The organism is Marinomonas vulgaris, from assembly GCF_018145875.1.
GTDB classification, from domain to species: Bacteria; Pseudomonadota; Gammaproteobacteria; order Pseudomonadales; family Marinomonadaceae; genus Marinomonas; species Marinomonas vulgaris.
In genome coordinates this window covers 46588-72774 of the sequence record NZ_JAGSSV010000011.1, presented here as the reverse complement: position 1 = coordinate 72774, position 26187 = coordinate 46588, and the positions used below count along the sequence as shown (strand labels likewise).

Below are 26187 nucleotides of genomic sequence, written 5' to 3'. Positions count from 1 at the left end.
CTAAAACCTTATTAACTTACCCGTTGAATTAATTGCAATCGAATCAACAAACTTCAACAATACAGGAACCTCATACGTTTCTAACTCATTCTTACACTGACTTATGATTGTCTTTTTCACTTCTTTTTTATCTAAGCTTTTTCCAGCTGCTGTCAAAACAATTTCTGCACAAACAATAGAACCAATCATTGAATTAGATTTACCAAATACTCTGGAATAACTAACGATATCATTTTCATTTATCACAACTTCAATCTTTTCAGGCATTACCTTATTACCACCGACATTGATAGCTCCACTACTTCTACCTAAAAAAACCACTCTATCTTGAATGCTTTCTACTAAATCCCCGGTATTAACATAGCCTTGCTCATCAACTTCTAAATTACCTTCCAAAAGCTGAGTATTAGAACGTAAACTTTTAATCCATAGTTCTTTATCAATTATTTTAATACTAATATCTAAACCATTATTTTCAGTAAGATAACCTACAGGAAAACCAGATCGTTTATCTTTAACCGCAAAACCAACACCTGCTTCAGTAGATGCATAGATATGAGTTATAGTTGCTCCTTTATATTGATAAGCCAGTGCATCAAGTATACTTTGAGTACTTATTTCCCCACCTAGAGTAATCTTGGTTAATTGTAACTGTGAACTATTTTCCGACATCAATACCTTTTGCCAAAAAGAGGGCGTAGCAGATATTGCGTTCACCTCATTTATGCTAAAAACGTTTACCATATCGTGAATTGAGTGGTCGTTTTCACTAATAGTTAGTGTTGAACCAGCCACTACAACTTGCAAATAAACTTGCAAACCTGCAAATCTGTTTAAGTCGTAGCATAGACCCCAATTGTAATCAGCCCCACGCTTTATATTTTTTTGAGCCGTACTGATTAGCCTATCTAATGTGTAAGATACTAGTTTTGGCGACCCAGTAGTTCCGGAGGTAGCCATAAGCCACCCATTAGCGATGTTATAACTTTTAAGAGAGGTAATAGATTTAATGTCTATTTTATTATTTTTACTTATCGTGACTATAAATTCGATTCCAGCTTTTTCATAAAAATTATTAACGACCGAACTGTCTAAATCATTCGCCTGTAAAAAAACACTGCTAGCCAAATAGTCTACAGCTGGCAAATATAAAGCTAACGAAAATCGGTCTTGAGAAATCAATGCACAATTTTTACCTTTCAAACAACTATATTCTTCAATAAAATCTGAAGTAAATTTATATAGCTGCATGTAAGTCACATTCTTTCCATCAGTCTTTAAAAAAAACCTATCTGAAGGTATTAACTTTATATAATCTAAAAGCTTACTAGGCATTTGCTCGCTCATAAATTGCAACAAACTCACCAAAGGTTTTTGGGTATACTGGCTCATCCATAATCTGGAAAGGGTCAATATCTAGCTCCTCCTCAAGCAATGCAACTAAAATTGCAAAACCTAATGAATCTAGTTCAGTCTCAAGTAAAACTTGATCATCTTTGATATCTGTATACGTTTTTTCTTTATCTGTCTGCATTAATGCTTCATTAAATTTTTCTAAAATTATTGTTCTCATAACTCACTCCTATTGTTTTAAAAACTCTTCATAATCACGTATATAATCGGCTTCATCGTAGTGTTCGCTCGCAAGTACAAGAAGCACGCAATCGTCGGTGAAGTCGTGTATTTCTCGCCACACCATGTCTTCGATCAAAATACCCTTGGTTGCAGAATCCAACCAGACACTTTCTCGCTGTTGTCCATTATCCAACACCATGCGACACGCCCCTGTGACACACACCGCCACTTGCTTTAATTGCTTGTGTGCATGAAAGCCCCGTGATACCCCTTTTTGCGTGCCAAAAATGTAATACACACGCTTAATGTCAAACGGAATGGACTGATGGCTTTCCAAAGCAACCAAAGAACCACGGCCATCGCCCAACGGCGGAAAATCAATCAGGGTGATCAAGCTCATAACACTTCCTTAACAATATCCAACAAATACTGACCATAGCTATTTTTTTGCAAGGGCTTAGCCAGACGTTTCAATTCCTCAACAGTTAGCCACCCTTGATAAAAAGCAATCTCTTCCAAACAAGCAATTTTATAGCCTTGACGCTTTTCTATGGTTTCCACAAATTGCGCTGCTTCTAACAAGCTTTCATGGGTACCGGTATCGAGCCAAGCAAATCCACGCCCAAGCATTTCGACGTTGAGCTGGTTTCGTTGTAAAAACTGCTCATTAAGGCAAGTGATTTCCAGCTCTCCTCGTTTAGAAGGCTTGATCTGTTTGGCCAGTTCCACGACGGAGTTATCATAAAAATACAAGCCTGTTACCGCGAAGTTCGACTTAGGCTTAGCAGGCTTCTCTTCAATCGAAATGGCTTTTTTATGCTCATCAAACGCCACCACACCAAAGCGCTCTGGGTCTTTTACCTGATAACCAAATACCGTGGCGCCACGGCCCTGCTTCGCATTGTCTACCGCGTGTTTCAGCTTAGGCGTAAAACCTTGCCCATAAAAAATATTGTCGCCCAGCACCAAGCACACATCATCGTCGCCAATAAAATCTTCACCTAGAATAAAGGCTTGAGCCAATCCATCTGGACTGGGTTGCACCACATAGCTTAATTCGATACCAAACTGAGACCCATCGCCTAACAACCGCTGAAAGCTGGCCTGATCTTCCGGAGTCGTAATAATCAGCACTTCACGGATACCTGCCAGCATCAATACCGACAAGGGATAATAAATCATCGGCTTGTCGTACACCGGCAACAGCTGCTTAGACACCCCGATCGTAATAGGGTACAAACGCGTGCCCGAACCACCGGCTAAAATAATGCCCTTCATGATTGAACGCCCTTTTCCAATGACCCTAAACGCTCCATCGAATAAGACCCATCTAGTACACGACGCCACCAGGTCTCATTCGACAAATACCATTGCACGGTTTTACGTAGCCCTGTTTCAAAGGTTTCTTCTGGCTTCCACCCTAGTGCACGCTCGATCTTGCTAGCATCAATGGCATAGCGCACATCGTGGCCGGGGCGATCGGTTACATAGGTAATCAAATCTTGGTAATGCGCCAAACCCGCGGGTTTATTCGGTACGAACTCTTCCAATAAAGCGCAAATCGTTTTAACCACGTCAATATTGGCTTTTTCATTGTGGCCACCAATATTGTAGGTTTCTCCCACCTCGCCTTCGGTAACCACTTTATACAAGGCACGCGCGTGGTCTTCCACATACAACCAATCCCGTATTTGCAAACCATCGCCATATACAGGCAAGGCTTTACCCGACAAAGCGTTTAAAATCACCAGGGGAATCAACTTTTCAGGGAAATGGTAAGGTCCGTAATTATTTGAGCAGTTGGTCACCATTGTTGGGAAACCGTAGGTTCTGCGCCATGCTCGCACCAAGTGGTCGGAGCTGGCCTTACTGGCTGAATAGGGTGAGCTGGGGGCGTAAGCGGTGTCTTCGGTGAATAAATCCTCAGGCCCTTCTAAATCGCCATACACCTCATCGGTGGAAATATGATGAAAGCGGAAGGCTTGTTTGTGTTCGGTATCTAATGCGTCCCAGTAAGCACGGGCAACTTCTAACAGGGTATAAGTGCCGACAATATTGGTTTCAATAAACGCCGCTGGCCCATCAATAGAGCGATCTACATGGCTCTCAGCCGCCAAATGCATCACCGCATCTGGCTGATGCTCAACAAACACGCGTGCCAGCTCGGCTTTGTCACAAATATCCACCTGCTCAAACTCATAGCGGCCTGAACTGGCAACATCGGATAAACTTTCCAAATTGCCTGCATAAGTCAACTTATCTAGATTCACCACACTGTCTTGGGTGTGTTCAATAATGTGTCGAATCACCGCCGAGCCAATAAATCCAGCGCCGCCTGTAACCAGAATTTTCATTTAATCATTCCCAAACAAATCACGTGTATACACTTTATCAATCACATCACCCAAGTTATCTGTCATACGATTGGCAATAATCACATCAGACGATACCTTGAACTCGTTTAGGTCAGTTATCACCTTCGAATTAAAAAACTCACTTTCATGAAGTTCAGGCTCATAAATCACGACTTCAATGCCTTTGGCTTTAATACGCTTCATGATACCTTGAATAGCGGACGCACGAAAATTATCACTGCCGGTTTTCATAACCAATCGGTAAATGCCCACTACTTTAGGATGGCGTTTGAGGACTGAGTCGGCAATAAAGTCTTTGCGGGTTGAGTTCGAATCTACTATGGCTCTGATCAAGTTATTTGGCACATCTTGATAGTTAGCTAATAGTTGCTTGGTGTCTTTTGGCAAACAGTAGCCACCGTAACCAAAGCTTGGGTTGTTGTAGTGGTTGCCAATACGCGGATCAAGGGATACGCCATCGACGATTTGTTTGGTGTCTAAGCCGTGAGATTCGCAGTAGGTGTCTAGCTCGTTAAAATAGGCGACTCGAAGGGCCAAATAGGTATTGGAAAACAGCTTCACCGCTTCGGCTTCTGTGCTGTCGGTAAATAAAACATCGATGTCTTCTTTGATTGCGCCCTGCTTTAGCAAACCAGCAAAAGTTTCAGCACGCTCGCTGCGCTCCCCCACGATAATACGCGATGGGTAGAGATTGTCATGAAGGGCTTTGCCTTCCCGTAAAAATTCAGGCGAAAAGAAAATATTCGACGTGTTGAATTTCTCATTTACACTTTTGGTGTAACCCACAGGCACGGTAGATTTAATCACCATGACAGCGTTAGGGTTAATCGCCAATACATCTTGGATGACACTTTCAACCGACTTAGTATTAAAGTAATTCGTCTCAGGGTCGTAATCTGTGGGTGTGGCTATGATCACAAACTCAGCACCTTGATAAGCGGCTTGCTTGTCGAGTGTGGCGGTGAAATGAAGCGTTTTGTTGGCCAAAAAATCTTCGATTTCCACATCCGCAATAGGAGACTGCTTATTATTAAGCATGGCCACCTTTTCAGAGACAATGTCTACCGCGATTACGTCATTGTGTTGCGCCAGCAACATGGCATTAGATAGGCCAACGTAACCGGTTCCGGCAATGGCGATTTTGTATTTTTTCATTGCGTTTACCATAATATATAAAGTCATTTACCGGATGACGGCGTCTTAGCGTTCATCAAAGGTTTATCATTCAACGCCGGATTACATCTTCGTTCCTCGATTTATCCGGCCTACGTGTTGCTTTTCAGTTCTGTTTGAAAGGCTTTGTACCACTCGACAAATTTAACCATGCCTTCTTGTATCGTTGTTGCAGGTTTGTAGCCCACGGCGGCTTCTAGTTGCGCTGTGTCCGCGTAGGTTTTCGGTACATCCCCCGGTTGCATATCCATGTAGATTTTCTCAGCAGGTTTACCACAGGCGCTTTCAATGGACTCGATAAACTCTGCCAGTTGAATGGGTTGGTTATTGCCAATGTTGTAAATCGAGTATGGCGCTGTCGTCTTTTGGCTTTGTTGCGCTTGCGGCAGCACATCTTGAATGCGAATGACGCCTTCGACAATATCGTCGATGTAGGTAAAGTCACGCATCATTTCTCCATGGTTAAACACTTTTATCGGTTTGTCGTTCAAAATGGCTTCCGTAAACAGCCAAGGCGCCATATCAGGGCGTCCGCCTGGGCCATACACGGTGAAGAAACGTAATCCTGTCGTCGGGATGTTATACAAATGAGAATAGGAATGCGCCATCAGCTCATTGGCTTTTTTGGTCGCAGCATACAGAGAGACGGGGTGATCTACCGTATCAGATTCACTGAATGGAATTTTCACGTTCATACCATAGACAGAACTCGAAGACGCATACACTAGGTGCTCGACTTTGTTTTGACGACAGCCTTCTAAAATCGTCATCATGCCAACGAGGTTGCTGTCCACATAATCAAACGGCGCTTCGATTGAATAGCGCACACCCGCTTGCGCAGCCAAATGAATCACACGTTGAAACTGTTCGTCTGCAAATAACTGGGCAATGCCTTCACGGTCTGCAAGATCCATTTTCACAAAGCGAAAATTCACGTAAGGCAAAAGCTTATCTAAACGGTGCTGTTTCAGTTTAGGAGTATAATAGGTATTTAAATTGTCTAGACCGACCACATCATGACCTGCATCTAATAGACGTTTACAAGTATGCATACCTATGAAGCCTGCGGCTCCTGTTACCAAAAACTTCATTTAATTGTTTCCATATTCTTTGAAATCTTGTTTATTGCCAATTCGTCGTTTATTGCCGGATTACATCTTCGTTCCTCGATTCATCCGGCCTACGGGTCTCGTAGGTCGTGTTTGCCATGGCACATCTTTTGTCGGCCTAAAGGCGCGACCTACAAGTAACACTTTATGTTTTTACTTCTTTGCGCAGTTGTTCTATTTCTTGTTCTAGAACTTCGTATTCGGCGATTTTCCGCTGCAAGAAGTTTTGTGTCAGGGTCACTTTAGCTTCTAGCCCTTTCGGTGTCAGCAGGTATAAGTAACCCGCCTTATTCACGCTGTTTTTAAAGTTTTCTGCTTTGATTAAGCCTTTTTCAATCAAGGCTTTTAAACAAAAATTCGCCCTGCCTAAACTGATGCCTAAACGCTTAGCCAGTTCGCGTTGGCTGATGTCTGGGTCTTGCTGCAGCTCTTTCAAAATTTTGTAACGGTATTCATCGGTTAACATTAAAACGCCTTGGCGAAGTGCGCTATTGCCGTGCAAAAAGAGCACAAAAAGAAATGGAAAGTGAGGGTGAAGAGAAGTACAAGCTTTCCATGCGTTTTGATCCTTTGTCTGTGCCGACCGTTCAACTGATGAACGATAGTAATAGTATGGAGTAATTATGTAAACAGTGTGGAAAGATTTTTTTGTAAAGACCACCTCCCTCCCAACCTCCTTCAAAAAAACAAGGAGGAATTCGACGTTTGTGTTTTTTGTTGGTTGTGTTGTATGGTTATTTTTCAATCTATTTACAGAGGGATTTTGTATGTTGTTGATCAAACATCATGGTGCTGTACAAGGGGTGACGGGATCATGTCACGAGTTGTTTGTAGATTCTGACCAGTCGGTTTTGGTGGATTGCGGTTTGTTTCAAGGGGCCGAAACGTCGGGATCAGGAGCCGATGCCAATCAGCTGAGTATCGAATTTGATTTATCCGCGGTGCAGGCGTTGGTGATTACCCATGTGCACATTGACCATGTGGGGCGTTTGCCTTATTTGCTCGCCGCGGGCTTTACTGGGCCTATTTATTGCTCCCAACCCAGCGCTGAGTTGTTGCCGCTTGTTATCGAAGATGCGCTTAAGGTGGGAGTGACGCGCAACGCCAGTATCATAGAAGCCTGCTTAGAACGCCTCGCATCTCAACTGGTGCCACTCGATTATAAAGTCTGGGCTGATATTCCCCTTCATTCAAACACATCGAATCACACCAAAACCCAAGTGCGCCTGAGCCGAGCGGGGCACATATTAGGCTCGGCCTATGTGACCTTTCGGGTAATGAACGACGCCATGAATGCACAAGGCAAACGCTACCACGATGTGGTGTTTTCAGGGGATTTAGGTGCCCCCTACTCACCGTTACTGCCTTCGCCACAGTCGCCCTATCGAGCAGATCAGTTGGTAATAGAAAGCACCTATGGCGATCGCAACCACGAAAATCGCGCCAACAGACGTAAACGCTTACAAAGCAGCATCGAGCACGCTCTACAGGATTCTGGCACTGTCTTGATTCCGGCGTTTAGTATTGGCCGTACCCAAGAGTTATTGTACGAGCTGGAACACATTATTCATCAGAACAGAACCAAAGCCGTGAGTCAGACCCGTTCTGGAAAGTCGCTAAATTGGGAAGACATGGACATTATTATCGATTCCCCCTTGGCCAGCCGCTTTACCCAGGTGTATCGCTCGTTATCTCAGTATTGGGACAAGGAAGCCAAGCGTCGAGTGAATGCTGGGCGTCATCCCCTGAGCTTTGAACAAGTGACCACCATAGACAGCCACCAAGACCACTTGCAAACCGTGGAATACCTCGCCCGCCAAACGCGCCCTGCTATTGTCATTGCTGCCTCAGGCATGTGTGCCGGTGGGCGTATGGTGAATTACTTAAAAGCATTACTCGGTGATGAACGAAACGACGTTCTGTTTGTAGGCTATCAGGCAGCGGGCACACCCGGACGGGATATTCTACTCTACCACGACAAAACCGACGGTTATGTCCTGTTTGATGGCATCAAATATCCTATAAAAGCGCAAGTACAGCAAATCAGCGGCTATTCTGCCCATGCAGGGCAACGGGATTTATTAAACTTTATTAAGCGTATGCGGATACGGCCAGGCAAGGTGCACCTGGTGCATGGCGACGACAACGCCAAAAAGACGTTAAAAGAATTAATTGAAATCGAACACCCGGCGTGTGAGGTGGTTATACCCTCGTAGGGTATCCTAAACGAAGCAGCTCTTTCTTAACAAAATATCGACTTTTTAGGAAAGTATCGGCGGTCAGGTACACTTCGTCCCTAGCCTACACTGGCCTACGGGGCTAACCATAGGCCAGAGTGGATTTATTTAGTGTCGCTTTTGTAGCTGTAGTTGTAGTAGCCGTAACCACCGTAGTAACTGCTGGCTTTTTTCTCGACGGCGTTGAGGATAAAGCCTTTGATTTCTATACCCGCTTGGTCGAATCGATTGTAGGCGATTTCAATTTCTTTCACGGTGTTTTGGTCGAAACGCCCTACCATAAGGCTGGTGCCACACAAACTACCGACGATACCCGCGTCTGTTACCGCCAAGATAGGTGGGGTATCTATGATCACCAGATCATAGTTCTCAGATGCCCACTCCAACAACGTTTTTAAGCGTGAGTTCATCAAGAGCTCTGATGGATTCGGAGGCAAGTGTCCACGAGTGACTATGTTCAGGTTGGCGATGGCCGTAGCTTTAATGCAGTCTTCTTGAGCGATCTGACCACTAAGCAGGTCCGATAAGCCATTGTTGGCGTCTAAATTAAAGTGTTTTTGAATGTAACCTTTACGCATATCAGCATCGATCAACAACACTTTTTGCCCTGTTTTCGCTGCAACAGCAGCAAAGTTAGCCGACACAAACGATTTACCCACACTAGGCGATGGACCCGATATCATAAGAATGTTGTTTTTGGCTTCCAACATGGCAAAGTGTAAATTAGTTCGTAGGCCTCGCAAAGACTCTATGGCCAAATCGGCTGGATTGGCTTCGGCTAGCAGAAACTGGCTTAAGTCTGGCTGTTCTGTCGCACCTTTATTGTCTGAGTTTGCCGCCGTGCGGTGGCGGCGTTTTTTCAGTCGTTTGCTTTTCTCTTGTATTTTTTCACTTAATGCTAGTTGCTGAGCCGATTTAGGCACACTGGCGTAAACAGACAAGCCAACTTCTTCTATTTGCTCTGGCGATTGAATCCCTTTGTGTAAGGCGGTACGCAATAAGACCAAGCCAACGGCCAACATGCCACCTAGCAGGGTCGCGATGACCACAATGAGCGGTTTTTTCGGCTCAATGGCACCTGCGTACACTTGCGCCTCATCCAGTATTCGCACGTTACCTACCGTACTGGCTTTGACCACTCTCAGCTCTTGTACTTTATTTAACAGCTTGATGTAGATTTGCTGATTTACATCCACATCGCGCTTGATACGCAAGGCTTCACGCTGCACTAAGGGCACACCTTGCAACTGTTCGTCGAGCTTCGCCTTTTCTTTTAATAGCAGGTCGCGATTTCTAAGCAGTGATTGGTAGGACACATGATCTTTTTTGAAGCGCTGACTCAGCTCAGCCTCTTTAAAAGCCAAATCATTGAGTTTGTTGTCAATGGTGACCATGGCTTGCAGCATAGTTTGCGCTTCAAAACCTAGGTCTATGGAGCCGTTTTGTTGCTGAAAGCTGTTAAACCTATCTTCTGCTGCAATCAGTTCGTTTTTGACATTAGGAAGGTTGGCATCTAGAAATTCCAGGCTCTTCTCAGCCTCAGCAGAGCTGCGCTCAACATTTTGCACAAAGTAATTTTGACTGATGTCGTTGATGATGGCTTTAATTTCCTCTTTGTCACTGCCGGTGAAGGTCATTTCTAAAATACCCGTACCCTTACCTTTTTCGGCAATCTCCAAACCACCCTGCAAAGACTGAATCACCCCAAAACGTGACCGTTTGGTTAATCGGTATTCTTGTCCTGCGTCGCCTGTCAATTGACTCAGAAACAACTCATAGCCGTTATTTTTAGCCACTTGACCTACCGTGCCAGATAAGATGGGGCGTTCTTCCATATCATACAGCGTGAACTCACCTTGCTCTGGTGACGTTAACACAACCGTAAAGGCGGTTTGCGTTTCCCATTCTGGTGTCTGAAAACGCTCGACTTGCGCCTTTGCTTGATTATTGGTCAGCCTAGCAATACCCTCACCCACATAAGGTAGATACACAGGTTGAACACGTGTGGTTAAGTTAAGGTTATCAACCGTCATCCCTAGAATCATTCGTGACTTGATGATTTCTATTTCCGTTGAGGAGGAAGGCTCATTGGAAAACATTTCTCCTGTTTCCCCCCCTAGCAATGCGGACGCGCCAGCGGCTCCCTTCTCTACCTGCATCAACACATCGGCTTTGTAAATAGGCGTGGCCAGTAGAGCGTAAGCCACCCCTATCACGGCGAACAAGGAGGTGATGGCAATGATTAACCAACGTGCGTCGATTAGCGCACCAAATAATTGCCCTAGATCAATTTCATCGTTTTCTGGGCTTAATGGCGTATTGCCTTGCTTCACTGTCATAACTCTTTTAAACCTTTTTAAGTCGAACTAGGGGGTGTCTATTTGATCTTTGCTTAACTTTTTTGCTTAACTTTTTACTTACCACTAGAGTTTTTTGCTCCAAGCGTGGGCAGCGCGCTCTATTAATGCGTAGGCGTGGTCAAAGGCTTCTTGGCTTTGCTGATAAGGGTCTGGAATGTCTTGTTTGCCAATCCACTCACCAAATAGCATGGTTTTGCCTCTGGCATGGGGGGCAATACGAGTAACCGCTTCAAGGTGACCTTTTTCCATCACTAACAAGAGGTCATATTGCTGACAAAGCCCAACAGTTAACTGTTGAGCTTTGTGGTGAGATAAATCGATTCCATGCTGCTGAGCAGTCGCCATTGCCACAGAATCCGCAGTGTGACCAACCAAGCCACTTTTCTCAGCGGCAATACCGGCCGACGCTATCTGTTTATTGGGTAATAACTGTCTCAATAAGGCGGCGCCTGTTGGCGACCGGCAAATATTCCCTACACACACTACTAACACCTTTTCAAACACGGCCTATCCTTTTTAAATCTTGTCTACTGTTATTCGCCACTAGGCTCAGTTTGCCAATGCATTATAACGGGTGATGGTTGGCAACAATAAGCTGATAAGACGATTCCAGCGCACAATAGGCGATGCAGTAACATAAACAATGTCATAGGCTTGCAGGTCAAATTCGGTACCCATTACTAATGCAGAGGCATCTCTAACGTTTAATTGATACACATCCGCTATTTGTTGCTTGTCTTTATCACCTCGCGTCCCACGGAACACAAACACACCTGTGGCATCGGCGGTTAATTCGTTAATACCGCCCACATTACTAAGGGCTTCTGTCAGGCTCATACCTGCACGATCAATTTTAAGCAACTGAGGGTCGTTCACCTCCCCTAGCACGAAGACTTTTTGTCCATCATTTCGCGGCACATGAACAATGTCTCCGGGTCTTAACAGTCTATTTTGTGTTAAGTCACCGTGTTGCATTAGAGCGAACAAGGACACGGTTTCTTCTTTGCCATTGCGAGTCAAAGACACATTACGCCAATCCGCCGAACTGCCTAAACCGCCAGCTGCGTTGACTGCATCTAACAATGTCATCGGGATGTTGGAAAGGGATTGCTGTCCAGGGCTGCTGACTTCTCCGGTAATATAAGCACGCTTAGATCGAAACGCCGCCACATTGACATCTACTTGCGGGCTTTCTATAAAGCGCGACAGTCGTTCGGACACTTCGACCCGAATCTCTTCCACCGTTTTGTTTAGAACGTTCACACGACCAATATAGGGGTAGAATATAGCGCCGTCTGCATGTACCCAATTACCACCCTCAGCAGAACTGCGATACGCCCCAGCAGGTATGGTTAATTCAGGATGATCCCATACGGTAATGTTTAGAATATCTCCCACTCCAATGCGGTATTCATACTGAACGATTTCAACATCTAACTCAGGGTTTGAAGCAGGTGCAGGCTTTAGCGTTCGCAATTCCGCAATTTTTTGAGGAGTCAGTGAATAAACATTCACGAGATCAGAAATGTCGACAGGCTCATTACTTTCTAAGTATTCACTATCTTCCACTGAAAAATGCGAACCCTGATAAGCACAGCCTGTCAGCAAAATGGTGGGCATTATGACGGATAAAACAAACTTCTTCATATGCATGGTGTGTTGTTACAACTTACCTAAAATTAATTTTGGCAGCAGTGTAGTATATTTCAACAATTTACTGTAGTTAATTTTGGATCACTAATGATAAAAAATAGCCTGTTTTTGTAAAAAAAATCATCTAATACATTGATAAATATACATAAAATTTCAACTATTTTCTTGCACAATCCAACCTTACTTCGGAACCCTCACCACAAATTTTGTACAATACGCTTACATTTGTTCATTAGTTACCCTAAAATCAATTTTGAAGAGAATTCTTCAAACATCGATGTTTTAAAAACAAGGAATCATTATGAAACTTACTACTTTAGCTACTATCGTAGCTCTTGGCCTAGCTAGCCAAGCATACGGCGAAGCGGCAGGCAGCGCAGCGTCAGGCGCCTCTACCGGTGCTTCAACTGGTGCTGCCGCCTCTACAGGTGCAGCTTCTACAGGCGCTGCGGCGTCAACCGGTGCAGCGGCTTCTACAGGCGCCGCAGCAGCTTCTACTGGTGCAGCGGCAGCAAGTGGCGCCGCAGCAGCATCTACTGCCGCAGCGACTGCTGCAACTGTCGGTTCTGTTGCAGCAGCAACAGCGGCAACCACGCTTGCGGTTGCTACCGCAGCCAGTGTTGCTGTCGCCGCTAGCGATAACACAGCGCCGTCATCTACAAACTAAGCATTACTGCTTGTTTTGCTGTAAACCAACTGAAATCGCTTAACACTCGTTAAGCGATTTTCTTTTCCTACTGCTTGGTCAAGATTATGACACCTGTTTATTTTTTGACGTTGAAATCACACCTTTGCATTTTATTGCATCGTTTCCGCCTTGCTACTTTAGCGCTGGTCAGCGTATTTGTATTGTCTGGCTGCGCCAATAATTCAAATAATGCCATCAATAGATTTAACAATGTATTAGAGCTCAGTCGTGGTCAGGCCATTTCAACGGAACATTTACAAAACCTGCCTTTTGCCAGCGCCCTTGTAAACATCAATGACAGCAATCCCGTTTTAATGGTGCTGCTATTTATTGACCCCATTCCAAACAGCGATGTACCTAGATTGACCTGGATAGCCCAAGACAAGGCCACCATAGTCACAGAAAACGGACGCATCGTTAAAACAACAGGATTTCCATCTACCAATATTGAAGGCTTGATTGAAGCTTCGCCTTCACAAAGAATGGTTCCCGCTTTACCCTCTCCTAGAGACGCTTGGCAAGCCATGTATGACTGGTCCCCAGGCTATCGCTTCGGTTTTACGGCCATTGTAGACAGTGTCGCCTTAGGTGAAGAAATCGTGGAATCTGTTTTATGGAATCAACCCGCACAGAAGATTCAAGAACACGTTAAATTCGATGCGTTAAACAGCCATGTTATTAATGATTTTTGGGTCGTCGCCCAAACCGATGCGCTTCAGGCTTACGTGGTGAAAAGCACCCAGTATATTGGCCCCAAAATGACGAAAATCGATATGCTGATGATTAAACCTTTTATCACCGAGATAAAAACACAGGGAATTCAGTGATGACTCAGACTGTTAGCTTTTTCCACAGAGTGTCTCAATACCTTTTTTTATTTTTTTGCTTCGTTTCAACCGGCTATGCGAGCAATACTCAGCAGGCTGCTTTGACACTAATGCAAACCAATACAAGCAAGCTCTACCCTGAAGGCGTGCGCTTGTCCCAAGCATTACAAGATACCCATGCTCAGCTTGATTATAACGTCTACCCGTTAGCATCGGGCTTAATTAACCCCAATAGACAGGCTGAAGTAGATGCCGCTGAGCATGCCATTATTGCTCAGCTACAAGCGCTACAAAGAGACGATGCAACTCATCTAGCCAATCAGTTAGCGTTATTGGATTTTGCCTTTTTCGAACCGATCAACACGGACATAGACAAGGTGCGTGTTGGCGATAAACAAGACCCTCTTTTAATTGCCGACTATTCTCTTTATTTGCCGCCTCGGCCCAACCACATTGCTCTTATCGATACCACACAAAACAAGACCACCCGCTTACCTTTTCAGCCAAACCAAGATATAAAAGGGTATTTGAACCACTTACCCAATGGTGAATTCCACCCTTCGGTGTGGGTTGTCCAAGCGGATCGTCAGGTGTTCCACGTAAACAACATTCAATGGCAACATCAGCGCGCTTTCCTTACCCCTGGTGCCACTTTATTTATTAGTCTGCCTGATTTACCAGCGGAACATCGTGATCTTAATCGCCACATTGCACACTTACTTGCCTTACGTTTGGAGCCATAATGTTTTCTTATTCCCTTTTCAAACGATTGCATAAATACCGCTGTGATCATTATCGTACTTTGGGATTGTTGATGTGTGCAGGGATGGTGTCTCCTGCACAAGCTCAGTCTCTGAATGTTCTTGAAGAAAGTGCTCCTCTCGATCAAACACCTTTGTTAATTAAAGACACGCCGTTTCAAACCCCTGCTTTAACACCAACACAATCTGACCTAGGTGGTGTCGGCTTGTTGCAGATGCCAACAGGTCGTATGACAGAAGAAGGAATGGTGAGCATTGGCTATAACCATAACAGTGAGTATCAGTTCTATACTTTGTCGCTACAAGTAACACCATGGTTCGAAACGACACTACGCTACACCCAGGTGGAAGACCTTTTATACAGTAATAAAGAAGAGTTCAGTGGTGATACCAAACTGGCAGACAAAGGTATTGATGCAAAATTTCGTTTATGGACAGAAAACCAATGGCGCCCAGAGGTATCGGTGGGGTTAAGAGACCTTGGCGGTACGGGTTTGTTCGATGGCGAGTTTGTCGCGGCAACAAAACGTTTTTCAACTGACCACTACGGTGCCTTTGATTTTACTTTGGGCATGGGTTGGGGGTATTTCGGAACACGCGACAACATCAGCAACCCAACCTGCACTGTGGCAGATCGTTATTGTGATCGCATTAGCTCTACCACGGACAATGGTGGCTCCATCGATTACCAACGTTGGTTTACCGGTCCCGCCGCCTTGTTTGGCGGTATTGAATATCAAACTCCTTTCGCCCCCTTAAGCTTTAAACTCGAATACGACGGTAACGATTACAGTCGAGACAAGCCAGTACTGGATGCTGGTATTGACATGACACCTCGCACACCATGGAACATAGGGGCCATTTACGCACTTAACGAAAACTTCAGTTTGCGCGTGGGTTACGAACGAGGAACCACCACCACGCTAGGTCTTACTTTCGCGAGTAATTTCGACACCATTAAAACACCCTGGATCGACACCCCCATACCCGCCCTAGGAGATCAGCAAGCCACTGATTTAAACGCTGTGGACTGGGGCAATGTGACCGCAGAGCTGTCCGACGTGGCGGGCTATCGTACTCATCAGGTGTACCAAGACGATGACCAAGGCGAATCTGTCACCCTTGTTGCCGAACAAGGTAAATATCGCGACCGTGAGCTTGCTGCTGAGCGTGCCGCGGCTGTATTGGCCAACCATCTGCCTAGTTCAGTCACTCAATATCAAGTAATTGAGACGCAAAAAAACATTCCCGTTAAATACACAGAAATCTCAGCTCAAGGCTACCGAGACATCGCCACTGTTCAATACTTTAATCCAAACATTAAAGACGCCTTACTTGAGCTCCCTAATGACGATCCTTACGACATACTGGATAACGAGCCAATTTATGACCAATTTAAGCCTTTTAACTACAATATCAGCCCCGATTTAACACAATCCATCGGCAACCCTGAAAGTTTTTATCTATACAGCATCACCCTTGAAGGCGACGCTTCTTATTGGCTTAGCTCCAATCTTGAACTGTCCAGCTCAGTTTCACTTAACCTCTTAGACAACTTAGATCAATTAAACAGCTCTCTACTCGAAGATGGCACGAATAACTATCGAGTCAGAACATTAATCCGTGCTTACATTCACGATAACGACGCGTACATGGATAATTTACAACTGACGTGGTTCGGGAACTATGGAAAGAACTGGTATCAACAGATATACGGTGGTTACCTAGAAACCATGTTTGCCGGTGTTGGTTCTGAAATTCTATATCGTCGCCCCCATTCTAACTGGGCTGTCGGCCTAGATGTGAATGCCATATCTCAGCGGGATCCAAGCAGTGTATTCGGTCTATTTGGCAGCGATGATGCCTATGGCTCCGACACGAAAGTGCTTTCTCAAGGAACAACTGGCCACCTTTCGCTGTATTACCAAACTGATTTTTCTTTTATGGAAGACTTCCTGATTCAACTTGATGTAGGGCAATTCCTCGCCTCGGATGTTGGTGCACGACTCGACGTCTCGAAGCAGTATAAAAGCGGTGTCATTATCGGCGCCTATGCCAGTAAAACAGACATGTCTGCGGAAGAATTTGGTGAAGGCAGTTTTACTAAGGGCTTTTACATGTCCATTCCGTTCGACACCATTTCCCTCAGACCAAACAACAGCCGAGCGGACATCAGCTGGCAGCCTATTACCCGAGATGGTGGCCAGAAGCTAGACAAGCGTAATGAACTCTTTGAAATCACCGACATGGTCTCGCCTTGGTACCAAAGACCGAACCAGAACTAGCCAAACGAAAGACCGACCTTGTAGGTCGTGCCTTTAGGCCGATTACCGAAGATCTTATGCTTGTTGTGATGCTTCTATTGAAAAACAAACATGAGGTTTAGCGTTAATGTCTTGTTTTATCGATGTTGCAGGTTTTGTGGCATTCGGGCTAAAGCCCGACCTACAAGTACTGAGCCCACTCTCACCCCACGGCAATAATATTGTTGTCTATTTTGGGTTTGACCCATTTTTTCAGTGCAATGATGAAGAGGATGAGCCACAGGCCGGCGAGGCCAATGGTGATGCTGGCGCTTACTGGGTGTTCCGTAAAGGTTAGCAACTGAAAGCTGAACACGGCGGTAACGTACGCCACGGAGGTGCTCCAGGCGACGACAACACTTGTCCAGAGTAATCCGCCCTCTTTCATCAAGGCGCCTATGGTCGCGGCACAAGGGGTGTATAACAGCACGAAAACCAAGTACGAAAACGCACCTTTCCAACCATCGAACAAGGCGATCATGTTGCTGTGCCCTGGTGTCATGGCTTGGCTTTTTGCCTCACTGACGCTGGTTAAGCCCAATGGGTCGGTCAAGGTGGTCACCACGCCGGCCAAGTTGGAACCCAATAGCGTCACTACGCTCACTAGGTTACTCAAAGGCGATTCGTAGTCTGCTGCCGTGCCACCAAGGTCGCCGCTCTCTTTGCTGTTCAAACTGCTATAAAGGGTGTCCATGGTGCCGACTACGGCTTCTTTGGCTAGAATGCCGGTGAAAATGCCCACCGCAGCGGGCCAGTTTTCTTCGCCCATGCCAATCGGGGAAAACATCGGCGTGATCACTTGTCCGATCTGTGCCAAGGCCGAAGGCGCAGACGATGCTTCGCTGTCGTCACTCGTTTGCCAAGGCGGCACGGCGTTTAATATCGTCAGTACCGCCGACACCAACACAATGGTTTTGCCGGCTCGCAGAATAAAGCCTCGCACCTTATGCCAGCTCGACAAGCCAACATTGCTCCAACGAGGACGATGGTAATGGGGCATTTCCATTAACACGCTGACCCGCACATTGCGAAACAGCTGCTTGCGAAAAATCCACGCGGTGCCCACCGCCATGACGATGCCCAACAGATACAACCCAAACACCAACACGCCGCCGTTCTCCCGAAAAAACACCGACACAAACATCACGTACACCGCCAAGCGCGCCCCACAGGACATAAAAGGCGCCATCGCCATGGTGAGCATGCGTTGCCTAACATTAGTGAGACTGCGGGTCGCCATAATAGAAGGGACATTACAACCAAAGCCCAGCAACAAGGGAATAAACGCCTGACCCGGCAAACCAATCGACGACATAATACGATCAACAATAAACGCCGCCCGCGCCATGTAACCACTGTCTTCTAAGATACTCAAACACAGGTACAAAAAACCGATCACAGGGATGAAACTCGCCACCAGCTGTACACCGCCGCCTAAGCCATTCGCTAATAACACTATCACCCAATGAGGCACACCGATTTGCGCCATCCAATAACTTGGAAAGGTGACAAACCAATAGCCAGCAAAACTATCGATCGGGTCGATAAACAAGGTGCCCACACCAATCGCCACGGCAAACATGGCGTACATGGCCAACAAGAAAATAGGAATCCCGAACCAAGGGTGCAGAACAATTTGGTCTATCTTATCGGTGATGTTTTTGGCTTGCACTCGACCTGTACCCGACTGAACATTGTGCAGCCAAGTCGATACCTCGGGCACTTTTGTGGGCGCTGATGCGGTGTTTTTTAGCAAGCTGTCTAACGCCGTAGGCAGCGCATAAAATAAAGCCAATAACTTGGCTTGCAGGTCTGCCATGGACAATTCGTAGCCATCGATAACGGGCACGCCGATGTTTTTCGACAAGCGCTCCACATCTGGCATCACGTTTAATTTGCGCGCCAAATCCGTCATGGTCAGCACAATGACCATAGGTCGACCCAGTGCCACCAGCTCTTGAGTAAGCTTCAAATTTCGCTTTAAGTTCGTCGCGTCTACCACGTTGACAATCACGTCGTAATCGCTTTCGGTCAAAAAGCGTCGCGCGACCACTTCGTCCATGCCACCGGTTTGGTTGTTTAAACTGTAAATGCCTGGCAGGTCTGTCATGTCGACACGTTCGCCAGCGCTGACAAATACGCCGGTTTTGCAATCAACGGTGACGCCCGCCCAATTACCGACTTTTTGGCGAGTACCAGCCAATTTATTAAATAAGGTGGTCTTTCCTGTGTTCGGATTACCGACCAAGGTGGTGTGAAAGGTCATGAGTACGACGGTCTCTTGTATGGGAAAGAATACTTAAGCTTCAGGCTATGAAAGCTTCAAACTATGAAAAACTTCAAACTGTGAAAAAAAGACGCTAAAAACACCCAGCAGGGCTTAATCACAAAGATGCACATGGTGGGCATCGCTCGCATGGATCGCCACCAAGGTGGCACCGACTTTGACTTGCAAAGACTGGCCAAAAGGGGCTTTTGTCATCAGTTGTATGGTTTCGCCAGGGTCAAACCCCAGCGCCAATAATTGCTGCTGCATGTCCTTTTGAGGGTGAGAAACGTCGCGAATAACCGCCACATGGCCTTTAAGTAACTCGGATAACACCATATACGCCTCCACCAGAAAAGGGACAAGAACACACGAGAACAATTATCAGTACAAACAGTGTGCGTATTATGACCCATATCCCTGCTTTCTCACCACATCGAATACGCAACAATTCAGTAAAAACACCAAAACCCAATCAAAAGGTGTTTAAGGTGGTTTTTAAATAAAGTGTTTAAGAAGGTGTTTAAAGAAGGTCTTATTAATATTCCAAAAAGTTCTAATTGAAACATTTGTAATAACAAAAAGTTTACTTTAATCTTCTCGGCATCCTAGTTATTTGTTACCACCGCTTTGTATTGAGGTCGTTATGAAAGTCACATCCCGCTCCATTAAATCTGTTCTTGGCACTGTATTATTAAGCGGTGCGGTTCATGCCTCCGCGGCTGATCAAACCATTTTAAACACTTCTTACGACATTGCTCGTGAGTTGTTTGCCACCTACAACCCAACGTTCGAAAAACATTGGTTGGAGACCACAGGCAAAACCATCGAGATCAAGCAGTCTCACGCAGGCTCGTCTAAACAAGCCAACGCCATCATGAACGGTTTGTCAGCCGATGTGGTGACCTTCAATCAGGTGACCGATGTGCAAGTGTTGCACGACAAAGCTAAGATGATCCCAGCGGATTGGAAAAAAGCCTTCCCGAACGACAGCTCACCTTACTACTCCACCACCGCGTTTTTGGTGCGCAAAGGCAATCCAAAGAACATTCAAAGCTGGGGCGATCTTGTTCGTGACGATGTGGCCCTTGTGTTCCCGAACCCAAAAACCTCTGGCAACGGTCGCTACACCTATCTAGCCGCGCAAGGTTACGCACAGAAAACGTTCGGCAAAGACCAAGAAACCGCGGTGAATGACTTCTTGAAAACCTTCTTGAAAAACGTTGCTGTGTTTGACACCGGCGGCCGTGGCGCCACAACAACCTTCGTAGAGCGTGGCATTGGCGATGTGTTGATCACTTTTGAATCAGAGGTGAATAACATCCGTAACCAATACGGCGCGGACGAATACCAAGTCGTGGTGCCAAAAACCTCTATTTTGGCGGAATTTCCTGTGGCCGTGGTTGAAAAAAACGCCAAGCGTAACGACTCCGAAGCCGTGTCCCACGAATACTTAAATTACTTATACAGCGAAGCGTCTCAGCGTTTGCTCGCCGGATTTAACTATCGTGTTCATAACGACGTGGTAAAAGCCGAGTTTGCTGAGCAGTTCCCAGAAGTGACCTTGTTGACCGTCGAAGAAATCGCCGGTGGCTGGCCAAAAGCCACCCAAGAGATCTTTAAAAATGGCGGCAAGCTTGATCAATTACAACGTCGTTAAGCGCTAAAACGCACAATAAAGCCGAGCACCCTGTGTTCGGCTTTTTCTGTACTCAGCAGCACATTGTTGGCAATACAGTACTTAATGCAAAGCAAGACTTATAAGCAAAACACACAAGCAAAATACATAGGCAACCCCCATGGCAACACACTTAAGCGCCGCCCCTATTCGTCCTCGTCACAAACGTGTCTTACCCGGACTCAGTTTGAGCTTGGGTACCTCCTTGCTGTTTATCAGCTTGATTCTTCTATTGCCGATGACGGGCTTGATTATGCAGTCGGTGGATATGGGTTGGGCGCGTTACTGGGAAGTGATCAGCGATGAGCGTGTGGTCGCCAGTTATAAGGTTACCTTGTGGGCGGCCTTGATCGCGTCTGTGTTTAATGGCTTTTTTGGCTTGTTATTGGCTTGGGTCTTGGTGCGCTATGACTTTTGGGGGCGACGTATTCTCGATGCCTTGGTGGATTTGCCCTTTGCCTTACCCACCGCGGTGGCGGGCATTACCTTGGCCACCCTATATGCGCAAAACGGCTGGTATGGCGACATTCTGAGTAGCCTAGGTCTCAAGATCGCCTACACGCCTTGGGGCATAGTGCTGGCCATGGCGTTTACCAGCATTCCCTTTGTGGTACGCACTGTACAACCGGTGTTGGAAGAACTCTCCCCCGAGGAAGAAGAAGCCGGCATGACCTTGGGTGCGTCGGACTGGTCGGTGTTTCGTCGCGTTATTTTCCCCGCCTTATGGCCCGCTTTGATGACGGGCATTGCTCTGTCCTTTACTCGCAGCTTGGGGGAATTTGGTGCGGTGATTTTTATCGCCGGCAACATGCCTTATGTGAGTGAAATCACCTCTTTGATGATTTTCGTCAGCTTGCAAGAGTTTGACTTTCCTGCCGCCAGCGCCATTGCGTCTGTGGTGTTGATGGCGTCGCTGATTCTCTTGTTCGCGATTAATATTTGGCAGGCGCGTTATTTGCGTCGTCTTCATGGTCGCAACTAGGACTATTTACAGGGAACCCTTATGTCTTCTAAAAAACAGGCTTCCAGCCAACTCAGAGTCGGCGACAACCCGCTAGTGAAGTGGCTGTTGGTTGGCTTAACCTTATTCTTGACCGCAATTTTATTGGTCGTGCCCTTAATCGCGATTTTCCAGCAGGCCTTTGTGGAAGGCGCGGCGCATTATTTCAATAGCTTGCTGGAAGCCGATACCCTGCACGCCATTGGTTTAACCCTCTTGGTGGCGGCGCTCACCGTGCCGGTGAATTTGGTGTTTGGCGTGATGCTGGCGTGGTCGGTCACCCGCTTTGAGTTCCCCGGTCGCAAGCTATTAATGACGCTTATGGACATCCCCTTTGCCGTATCCCCCGTGGTGGCGGGCTTGTTGTATTTGCTGCTGTACGGCAACAACGGTTGGATCGGTGCTTGGCTGTACGAACAAGACATTCAACTGATGTTTGCTTGGCCGGGCATTGTGATGGTCACCGTGTTTGTGACCTGCCCCTTTGTCGCCCGCGAATTGATCCCTTTAATGCAACAACAAGGCCGCGAAGACGAAGAAGCCGCGGTGATTCTGGGCGCCTCTGGCTGGCAATTGTTTCGCCGCGTGACCTTGCCCAATATCAAGTGGGCGCTGATTTATGGGGTGATTTTGACCAACGCCCGTGCCGTTGGTGAGTTTGGTGCCGTGTCTGTGGTGTCGGGGAATATTCGTGGTGAAACCAACACCCTGCCCCTACATGTGCAGTTGCAATACGAGGATTACCAAGCCGCCGCGGCCTTTGCCAGTGCTTCGCTACTGGCTTTTATTGCCCTACTGACCTTGCTATTTAAAGCCTTTATCGAATGGCGCCAAGAACGACAGGAAGCGACTCTATGAGTATTTTGATTGAACACATTTCTAAAACTTTCGGCCAGTTTCAGGCCTTGTCGCCCTTGTCGTTAGACATTCAAGAAGGCGAAATGATCGGTTTGCTAGGGCCGTCTGGTTCCGGTAAAACCACCTTGCTGCGTATTATTGCTGGGCTGGAAGGCGCCGACACGGGTCGTATTCAATTTGGCGACCGCGATGTGACCAACTTGCACGTGCGCGATCGTCGCGTCGGTTTTGTGTTCCAAAACTACGCCCTATTTCGCCATATGACCGTGGCCGACAACGTGGCGTTTGGCCTAGATGTATTGCCGCGCAAAGAACGCCCTAGCCCAAGCGAGATCAAAAAACGTGTCATGCATTTATTGGACATGGTGCAACTGGCGCATTTGGCAAACCGCTTCCCGTCGCAGCTGTCCGGTGGTCAAAAACAACGTATTGCCTTGGCGCGCGCCTTGGCGACTCAGCCGGAAGTCTTGCTGCTCGACGAACCCTTTGGCGCTCTAGACGCCAAGGTGCGCAAAGAATTGCGCCGCTGGTTGCGTGGCTTACACGAAGAATTGGGCTTTACCAGTGTGTTCGTGACCCACGACCAAGAAGAAGCGCTGGAATTATCGGATCGTGTGGTGGTGATGAGCAACGGCTACATCGAACAAGTAGACAAACCTGGCGATTTATACGCTTCGCCCAACAGCCGTTTTGTGTTTGATTTTTTGGGCAACGCCAACGTCTTTGAAGGCAAGGCCGATCAGGGGAAATGGCTAAACCAGCAGGCCAGCCTGCAATTACCAAAGGGCATTGAACAGCAAGATGGTCAGTTGTATGTTCGCTCCCATGAGTTTTTCGTGTCGGACGCGCCCACCGAGCAGGCGAATTTGCCCCTCAAAGTGGTCGCCATTAACCCGATCGGGGCGGAAGTTCGCCTTGAATTGTCTCCTATTGGCTGGCAAAGCAAAGACATTTGGGAAATCGATTTGCCTCATAAGGCCTTCGATCAGCATGGCTATGAAAAAGGCCAGACCGTTTTTGTGACCCCAAAAGCGGGGTATTTTTTCGCCGATGATCTTGCTCAACCCACGCCATTGCACTGGTAAAGGAAAATACTTTCTTATTGGTGTATAGCGCCTGATTTTGGCATTTATTTTGCGTTAAATATGCGATATGGTGTGAAAAAATACAATAAGGAACAAAGATGGTTGACGCTGGCGATAAACTGAACACCTCGCACTTTCAGAGTCATTTGAAGCGCGCTAACTTGCTGTTTTCTCACTCAAATGCCGCGAAAAGCCAGCAAGCGCCGCCGAAAAAAGCCTATTTCGTGTTGCTTGATCACTTTTCCATGTCGTGCTTTTCGGTCGTGTTAGACACCTTGGTGACCCTTAACATGGTGCACGACCAGCCGATTTACGACTGCCAAACGTACAGCCTGCAAGACTGTAAAGCCTTGTCGGATATTTCCATCGAAATCCCCACCAACGGCAATATCCAAGACATCAAGCTGGAAAAAGGCGCCATCTTGGTGATCTGTGGTGGGTTTCGTAGCATGCTGAAGTCCGAACCACGCCTCAATGCTTTATTGGTCAAGGCGACCCAATACCATGTCACTATTATGGGCTTGTGGAACGGCAGTTTTTACATTGCCGACAGCAAAATCCCCATCGGTCAGGCGATTTCCATTCACCAAGACAACAAAGCCATCATGGAAGAGCACTTTCCTGACCTGAACTTGTCGACATCGAATTTCACCCACGCTCTCACCCAAGACAGCACCTTGCTCACTTGTTCTGGGCCGAATAGCGCTCTCGATATGATGTTGCATTACATTGTCAGTGCTTACGGCTCGGATTATTCCCAAGCCGTGGCCGAGGTGATTGGCTCAGACAGAAACAGCGCCACCAGCACCAAGATCACCAAGCACTTTTTGCGCTCTGAGTTACATATTCCCAATGCGGTGAAAGATTCGATCACGCTGATGGAAAACAATTTAGAGGATTTGTTAAGCATCGACGAGCTGGCCAAGTTGGTCGGTATTTCTCGTCGGCAAATTGAGCGCTTATTTAAAGTCAACGTGGGCGTTACGCCAGCACGTTATTACCTTGAGCACCGTTTGACCCACGCCCGACAACTGTTGCAGCAGTCTAACTTGAGTGTTTTTGAAGTGTCTATTGCTTGCGGTTTTATCAGTTCCGCTCATTTTAGCCGCACCTATCATCGTTTTTTTGGGCAATCGCCTACGGAAACACGTCGTTTGTCTCAGGCTGTGTAGCGGTCTCCCATAAGCTCTCTGTTTAAGCTATCTGTTTAAGGTATCTGTCGTCTCGTGCGAACAAGTCTTTTGTTACAACTTCATCAGACTTTTGATGTGGCAAAACGCCGCACGGCCTAGGGCGTCGGTGTTGTAGCCGCCTTCTAAGACCGAGACAATTTTGCCATCGCAATGACGGTCGGCCATGTCCATAAGCAAGTCGGTGATCCAAGTAAAGTCAGATTCGCTGAGCCTAAGTTGCGCCATAGGGTCTTCTTTGTGGGCGTCGAACCCCGCTGAGATCATAATAAGTTGCGGTTTAAACGCGTCTAACGCCGGCACCAGCTGTTCCGTCATGATGGTTTGAAAAGCCTCGCTGCCCGAGCCTGCTTCGAGCGGCATGTGCAGAATATTATCGTGGGACGCGCCTGGGTCACTGTAGGGGTAAAACGGATGCTGATAACTGGAAGCGTACAATACGCGGCTGTCGGATTTAAAGATGTCTTCGGTGCCATTGCCGTGGTGGGCGTCGAAATCCACAATGGCAACGCGCTCTAACCCGTATTGCTCTATGGCATAACGCGTGCCCACGGCGATGTTATTGAACAAACAAAAGCCCATGGCTTTGTCGTATTCCGCATGATGCCCTGGTGGGCGAATGCCACAAAAGGCATTGTCCATCTCACCGGACATCACCACATCCACCGCGGTGATCACGGAACCGGCGGCATACAAGGCAGCCTCGAGGGTTTGCGGCATCATTAGGGTTTCTGGTTCCAGTTCGATGTGACCTTCTTCTGGCGCGCGGGCAAACATGGCATTCACGTAGGTGTCATCGTGGGTTTGCAGCAACTGCTCACGCGTCGCGGGGGTGGCTTCTAGACGACGTAAAAAATCCATCAGCTGCCCCATGATCAGTCGGTTTTGAATGGCACCTAACCGCTGGGGCGATTCGGGGTGATCGTCGCCCATGTTGTGGAGTTCGCAAGATGTGTGTGTAATGTAGGCCGTGGTCATCTCTGTGTTTCCAATTCGTTTCTTATTGTTTGATCCTTAAGTGCTTCATATCAAGCCATAAGGCACGCAGA

General features: G+C 46.8%; 24 protein-coding genes. 10 read left to right on the top strand and 14 right to left on the bottom strand.

What is annotated here, in order from left to right; genetic code table 11:
• The 8 genes from J9B83_RS10220 to J9B83_RS10185 all read right to left on the bottom strand — a co-directional run bounded on the left by J9B83_RS10220 (position 1) and on the right by J9B83_RS10185 (position 6698).
• Positions 1–1335: an AMP-binding protein gene (locus tag J9B83_RS10220; protein ID WP_211536659.1), complete on the bottom strand. Its 1335-nt coding sequence runs from the start codon at positions 1333–1335 to the stop codon at positions 1–3.
• Positions 1328–1573 (bottom strand): hypothetical protein, encoded by a 246-nt coding sequence (locus J9B83_RS10215; protein WP_211536658.1) that lies wholly within the window; start codon positions 1571–1573, stop codon positions 1328–1330. Before J9B83_RS10215 ends, J9B83_RS10220 begins: the two co-directional genes overlap by 8 nt.
• A gap of 9 nt (positions 1574–1582) precedes the next feature.
• Complete coding sequence (locus tag J9B83_RS10210) at positions 1583–1975, bottom strand: sugar 3,4-ketoisomerase (protein ID WP_211536657.1); 393 nt, start codon at positions 1973–1975, stop codon at positions 1583–1585.
• Positions 1972–2853 (bottom strand): glucose-1-phosphate thymidylyltransferase RfbA, encoded by an 882-nt coding sequence (rfbA, locus tag J9B83_RS10205; RefSeq protein ID WP_211536656.1) that lies wholly within the window; start codon positions 2851–2853, stop codon positions 1972–1974. The genes J9B83_RS10210 and rfbA overlap by 4 nt, the downstream gene beginning before the upstream one ends.
• On the bottom strand, positions 2850–3929 hold the full coding sequence (gene rfbB, locus J9B83_RS10200; protein ID WP_211536655.1) for a dTDP-glucose 4,6-dehydratase: 1080 nt from the start codon (positions 3927–3929) through the stop codon (positions 2850–2852). Before rfbB ends, rfbA begins: the two co-directional genes overlap by 4 nt.
• Positions 3930–5105, bottom strand: a complete 1176-nt coding sequence (locus tag J9B83_RS10195) for a nucleotide sugar dehydrogenase (protein ID WP_211536654.1) — start codon at positions 5103–5105, stop codon at positions 3930–3932.
• 110 nt (positions 5106–5215) lie between these two features.
• A complete protein-coding gene (locus J9B83_RS10190; protein ID WP_211536653.1) occupies positions 5216–6214 on the bottom strand; it encodes an NAD-dependent epimerase in 999 nt (332 codons plus the stop codon).
• Positions 6215–6377: 163 nt separating this feature from the next.
• Positions 6378–6698 carry a MarR family EPS-associated transcriptional regulator gene (locus J9B83_RS10185; protein WP_211536652.1) on the bottom strand — a complete coding sequence of 107 codons (321 nt, stop codon included), beginning with the start codon at positions 6696–6698 and terminating at the stop codon, positions 6378–6380.
• A gap of 301 nt (positions 6699–6999) precedes the next feature.
• On the opposite strand from J9B83_RS10185, the gene J9B83_RS10180 reads away from it, so the two are divergent.
• Positions 7000–8448, top strand: coding sequence for an MBL fold metallo-hydrolase RNA specificity domain-containing protein (locus J9B83_RS10180; RefSeq protein ID WP_211536651.1), 1449 nt, complete (start codon positions 7000–7002; stop codon positions 8446–8448).
• Positions 8449–8573: 125 nt separating this feature from the next.
• Here J9B83_RS10180 and J9B83_RS10175 read toward each other — a convergent pair whose 3' ends face one another.
• The 3 genes from J9B83_RS10175 to J9B83_RS10165 form a co-directional block, all read right to left on the bottom strand.
• Positions 8574–10808 carry a polysaccharide biosynthesis tyrosine autokinase gene (locus tag J9B83_RS10175; protein ID WP_211536650.1) on the bottom strand — a complete coding sequence of 745 codons (2235 nt, stop codon included), beginning with the start codon at positions 10806–10808 and terminating at the stop codon, positions 8574–8576.
• Between the two features lie 84 nt (positions 10809–10892).
• A complete protein-coding gene (locus J9B83_RS10170) occupies positions 10893–11333 on the bottom strand; it encodes a low molecular weight protein-tyrosine-phosphatase (RefSeq protein WP_211536649.1) in 441 nt (146 codons plus the stop codon).
• A gap of 45 nt (positions 11334–11378) precedes the next feature.
• Positions 11379–12476, bottom strand: a complete 1098-nt coding sequence (locus J9B83_RS10165; protein WP_211536648.1) for a polysaccharide export protein — start codon at positions 12474–12476, stop codon at positions 11379–11381.
• A 307-nt stretch (positions 12477–12783) separates the two neighbouring features.
• On the opposite strand from J9B83_RS10165, the gene J9B83_RS10160 reads away from it, so the two are divergent.
• The 4 genes from J9B83_RS10160 to J9B83_RS10145 all read left to right on the top strand — a co-directional run bounded on the left by J9B83_RS10160 (position 12784) and on the right by J9B83_RS10145 (position 17043).
• Entirely contained in the window at positions 12784–13149 is a 366-nt protein-coding gene (locus J9B83_RS10160; protein ID WP_211536647.1) for a hypothetical protein, read from the top strand.
• An 86-nt stretch (positions 13150–13235) separates the two neighbouring features.
• Positions 13236–13997 (top strand): YjbF family lipoprotein, encoded by a 762-nt coding sequence (locus tag J9B83_RS10155; RefSeq protein ID WP_211536646.1) that lies wholly within the window; start codon positions 13236–13238, stop codon positions 13995–13997.
• Complete coding sequence (locus J9B83_RS10150) at positions 13997–14740, top strand: capsule biosynthesis GfcC D2 domain-containing protein (protein WP_211536645.1); 744 nt, start codon at positions 13997–13999, stop codon at positions 14738–14740. Before J9B83_RS10155 ends, J9B83_RS10150 begins: the two co-directional genes overlap by 1 nt.
• On the top strand, positions 14740–17043 hold the full coding sequence (locus J9B83_RS10145) for a YjbH domain-containing protein (protein WP_236037243.1): 2304 nt from the start codon (positions 14740–14742) through the stop codon (positions 17041–17043). The genes J9B83_RS10150 and J9B83_RS10145 overlap by 1 nt, the downstream gene beginning before the upstream one ends.
• Before the next feature lie 181 nt (positions 17044–17224).
• Here the strand turns inward: J9B83_RS10145 and feoB are convergent, their stop codons facing one another.
• Entirely contained in the window at positions 17225–19327 is a 2103-nt protein-coding gene (feoB, locus tag J9B83_RS10140) for a ferrous iron transport protein B (RefSeq protein WP_211536644.1), read from the bottom strand.
• A gap of 114 nt (positions 19328–19441) precedes the next feature.
• Entirely contained in the window at positions 19442–19666 is a 225-nt protein-coding gene (locus tag J9B83_RS10135; RefSeq protein WP_211536643.1) for a FeoA family protein, read from the bottom strand.
• A gap of 307 nt (positions 19667–19973) precedes the next feature.
• On the opposite strand from J9B83_RS10135, the gene cysP reads away from it, so the two are divergent.
• The 5 genes from cysP (at position 19974) to J9B83_RS10110 (ending at position 25120) form a co-directional block, all read left to right on the top strand.
• Positions 19974–20987, top strand: coding sequence for a thiosulfate ABC transporter substrate-binding protein CysP (gene cysP / locus J9B83_RS10130; RefSeq protein WP_211536642.1), 1014 nt, complete (start codon positions 19974–19976; stop codon positions 20985–20987).
• Between the two features lie 139 nt (positions 20988–21126).
• A complete protein-coding gene (gene cysT / locus J9B83_RS10125) occupies positions 21127–21987 on the top strand; it encodes a sulfate/thiosulfate ABC transporter permease CysT (RefSeq protein ID WP_211536641.1) in 861 nt (286 codons plus the stop codon).
• Between the two features lie 21 nt (positions 21988–22008).
• Positions 22009–22863, top strand: a complete 855-nt coding sequence (gene cysW / locus J9B83_RS10120; protein WP_211536640.1) for a sulfate ABC transporter permease subunit CysW — start codon at positions 22009–22011, stop codon at positions 22861–22863.
• Positions 22860–23948 (top strand): sulfate/molybdate ABC transporter ATP-binding protein, encoded by a 1089-nt coding sequence (locus J9B83_RS10115; RefSeq protein ID WP_211536639.1) that lies wholly within the window; start codon positions 22860–22862, stop codon positions 23946–23948. Before cysW ends, J9B83_RS10115 begins: the two co-directional genes overlap by 4 nt.
• 98 nt (positions 23949–24046) lie before the next feature.
• Positions 24047–25120, top strand: coding sequence for a GlxA family transcriptional regulator (locus J9B83_RS10110; RefSeq protein WP_211536638.1), 1074 nt, complete (start codon positions 24047–24049; stop codon positions 25118–25120).
• A 72-nt stretch (positions 25121–25192) separates the two neighbouring features.
• Here J9B83_RS10110 and J9B83_RS10105 read toward each other — a convergent pair whose 3' ends face one another.
• Positions 25193–26116 (bottom strand): histone deacetylase family protein, encoded by a 924-nt coding sequence (locus J9B83_RS10105; protein ID WP_211536637.1) that lies wholly within the window; start codon positions 26114–26116, stop codon positions 25193–25195.
• Positions 26117–26187 lie beyond the last annotated feature (71 nt).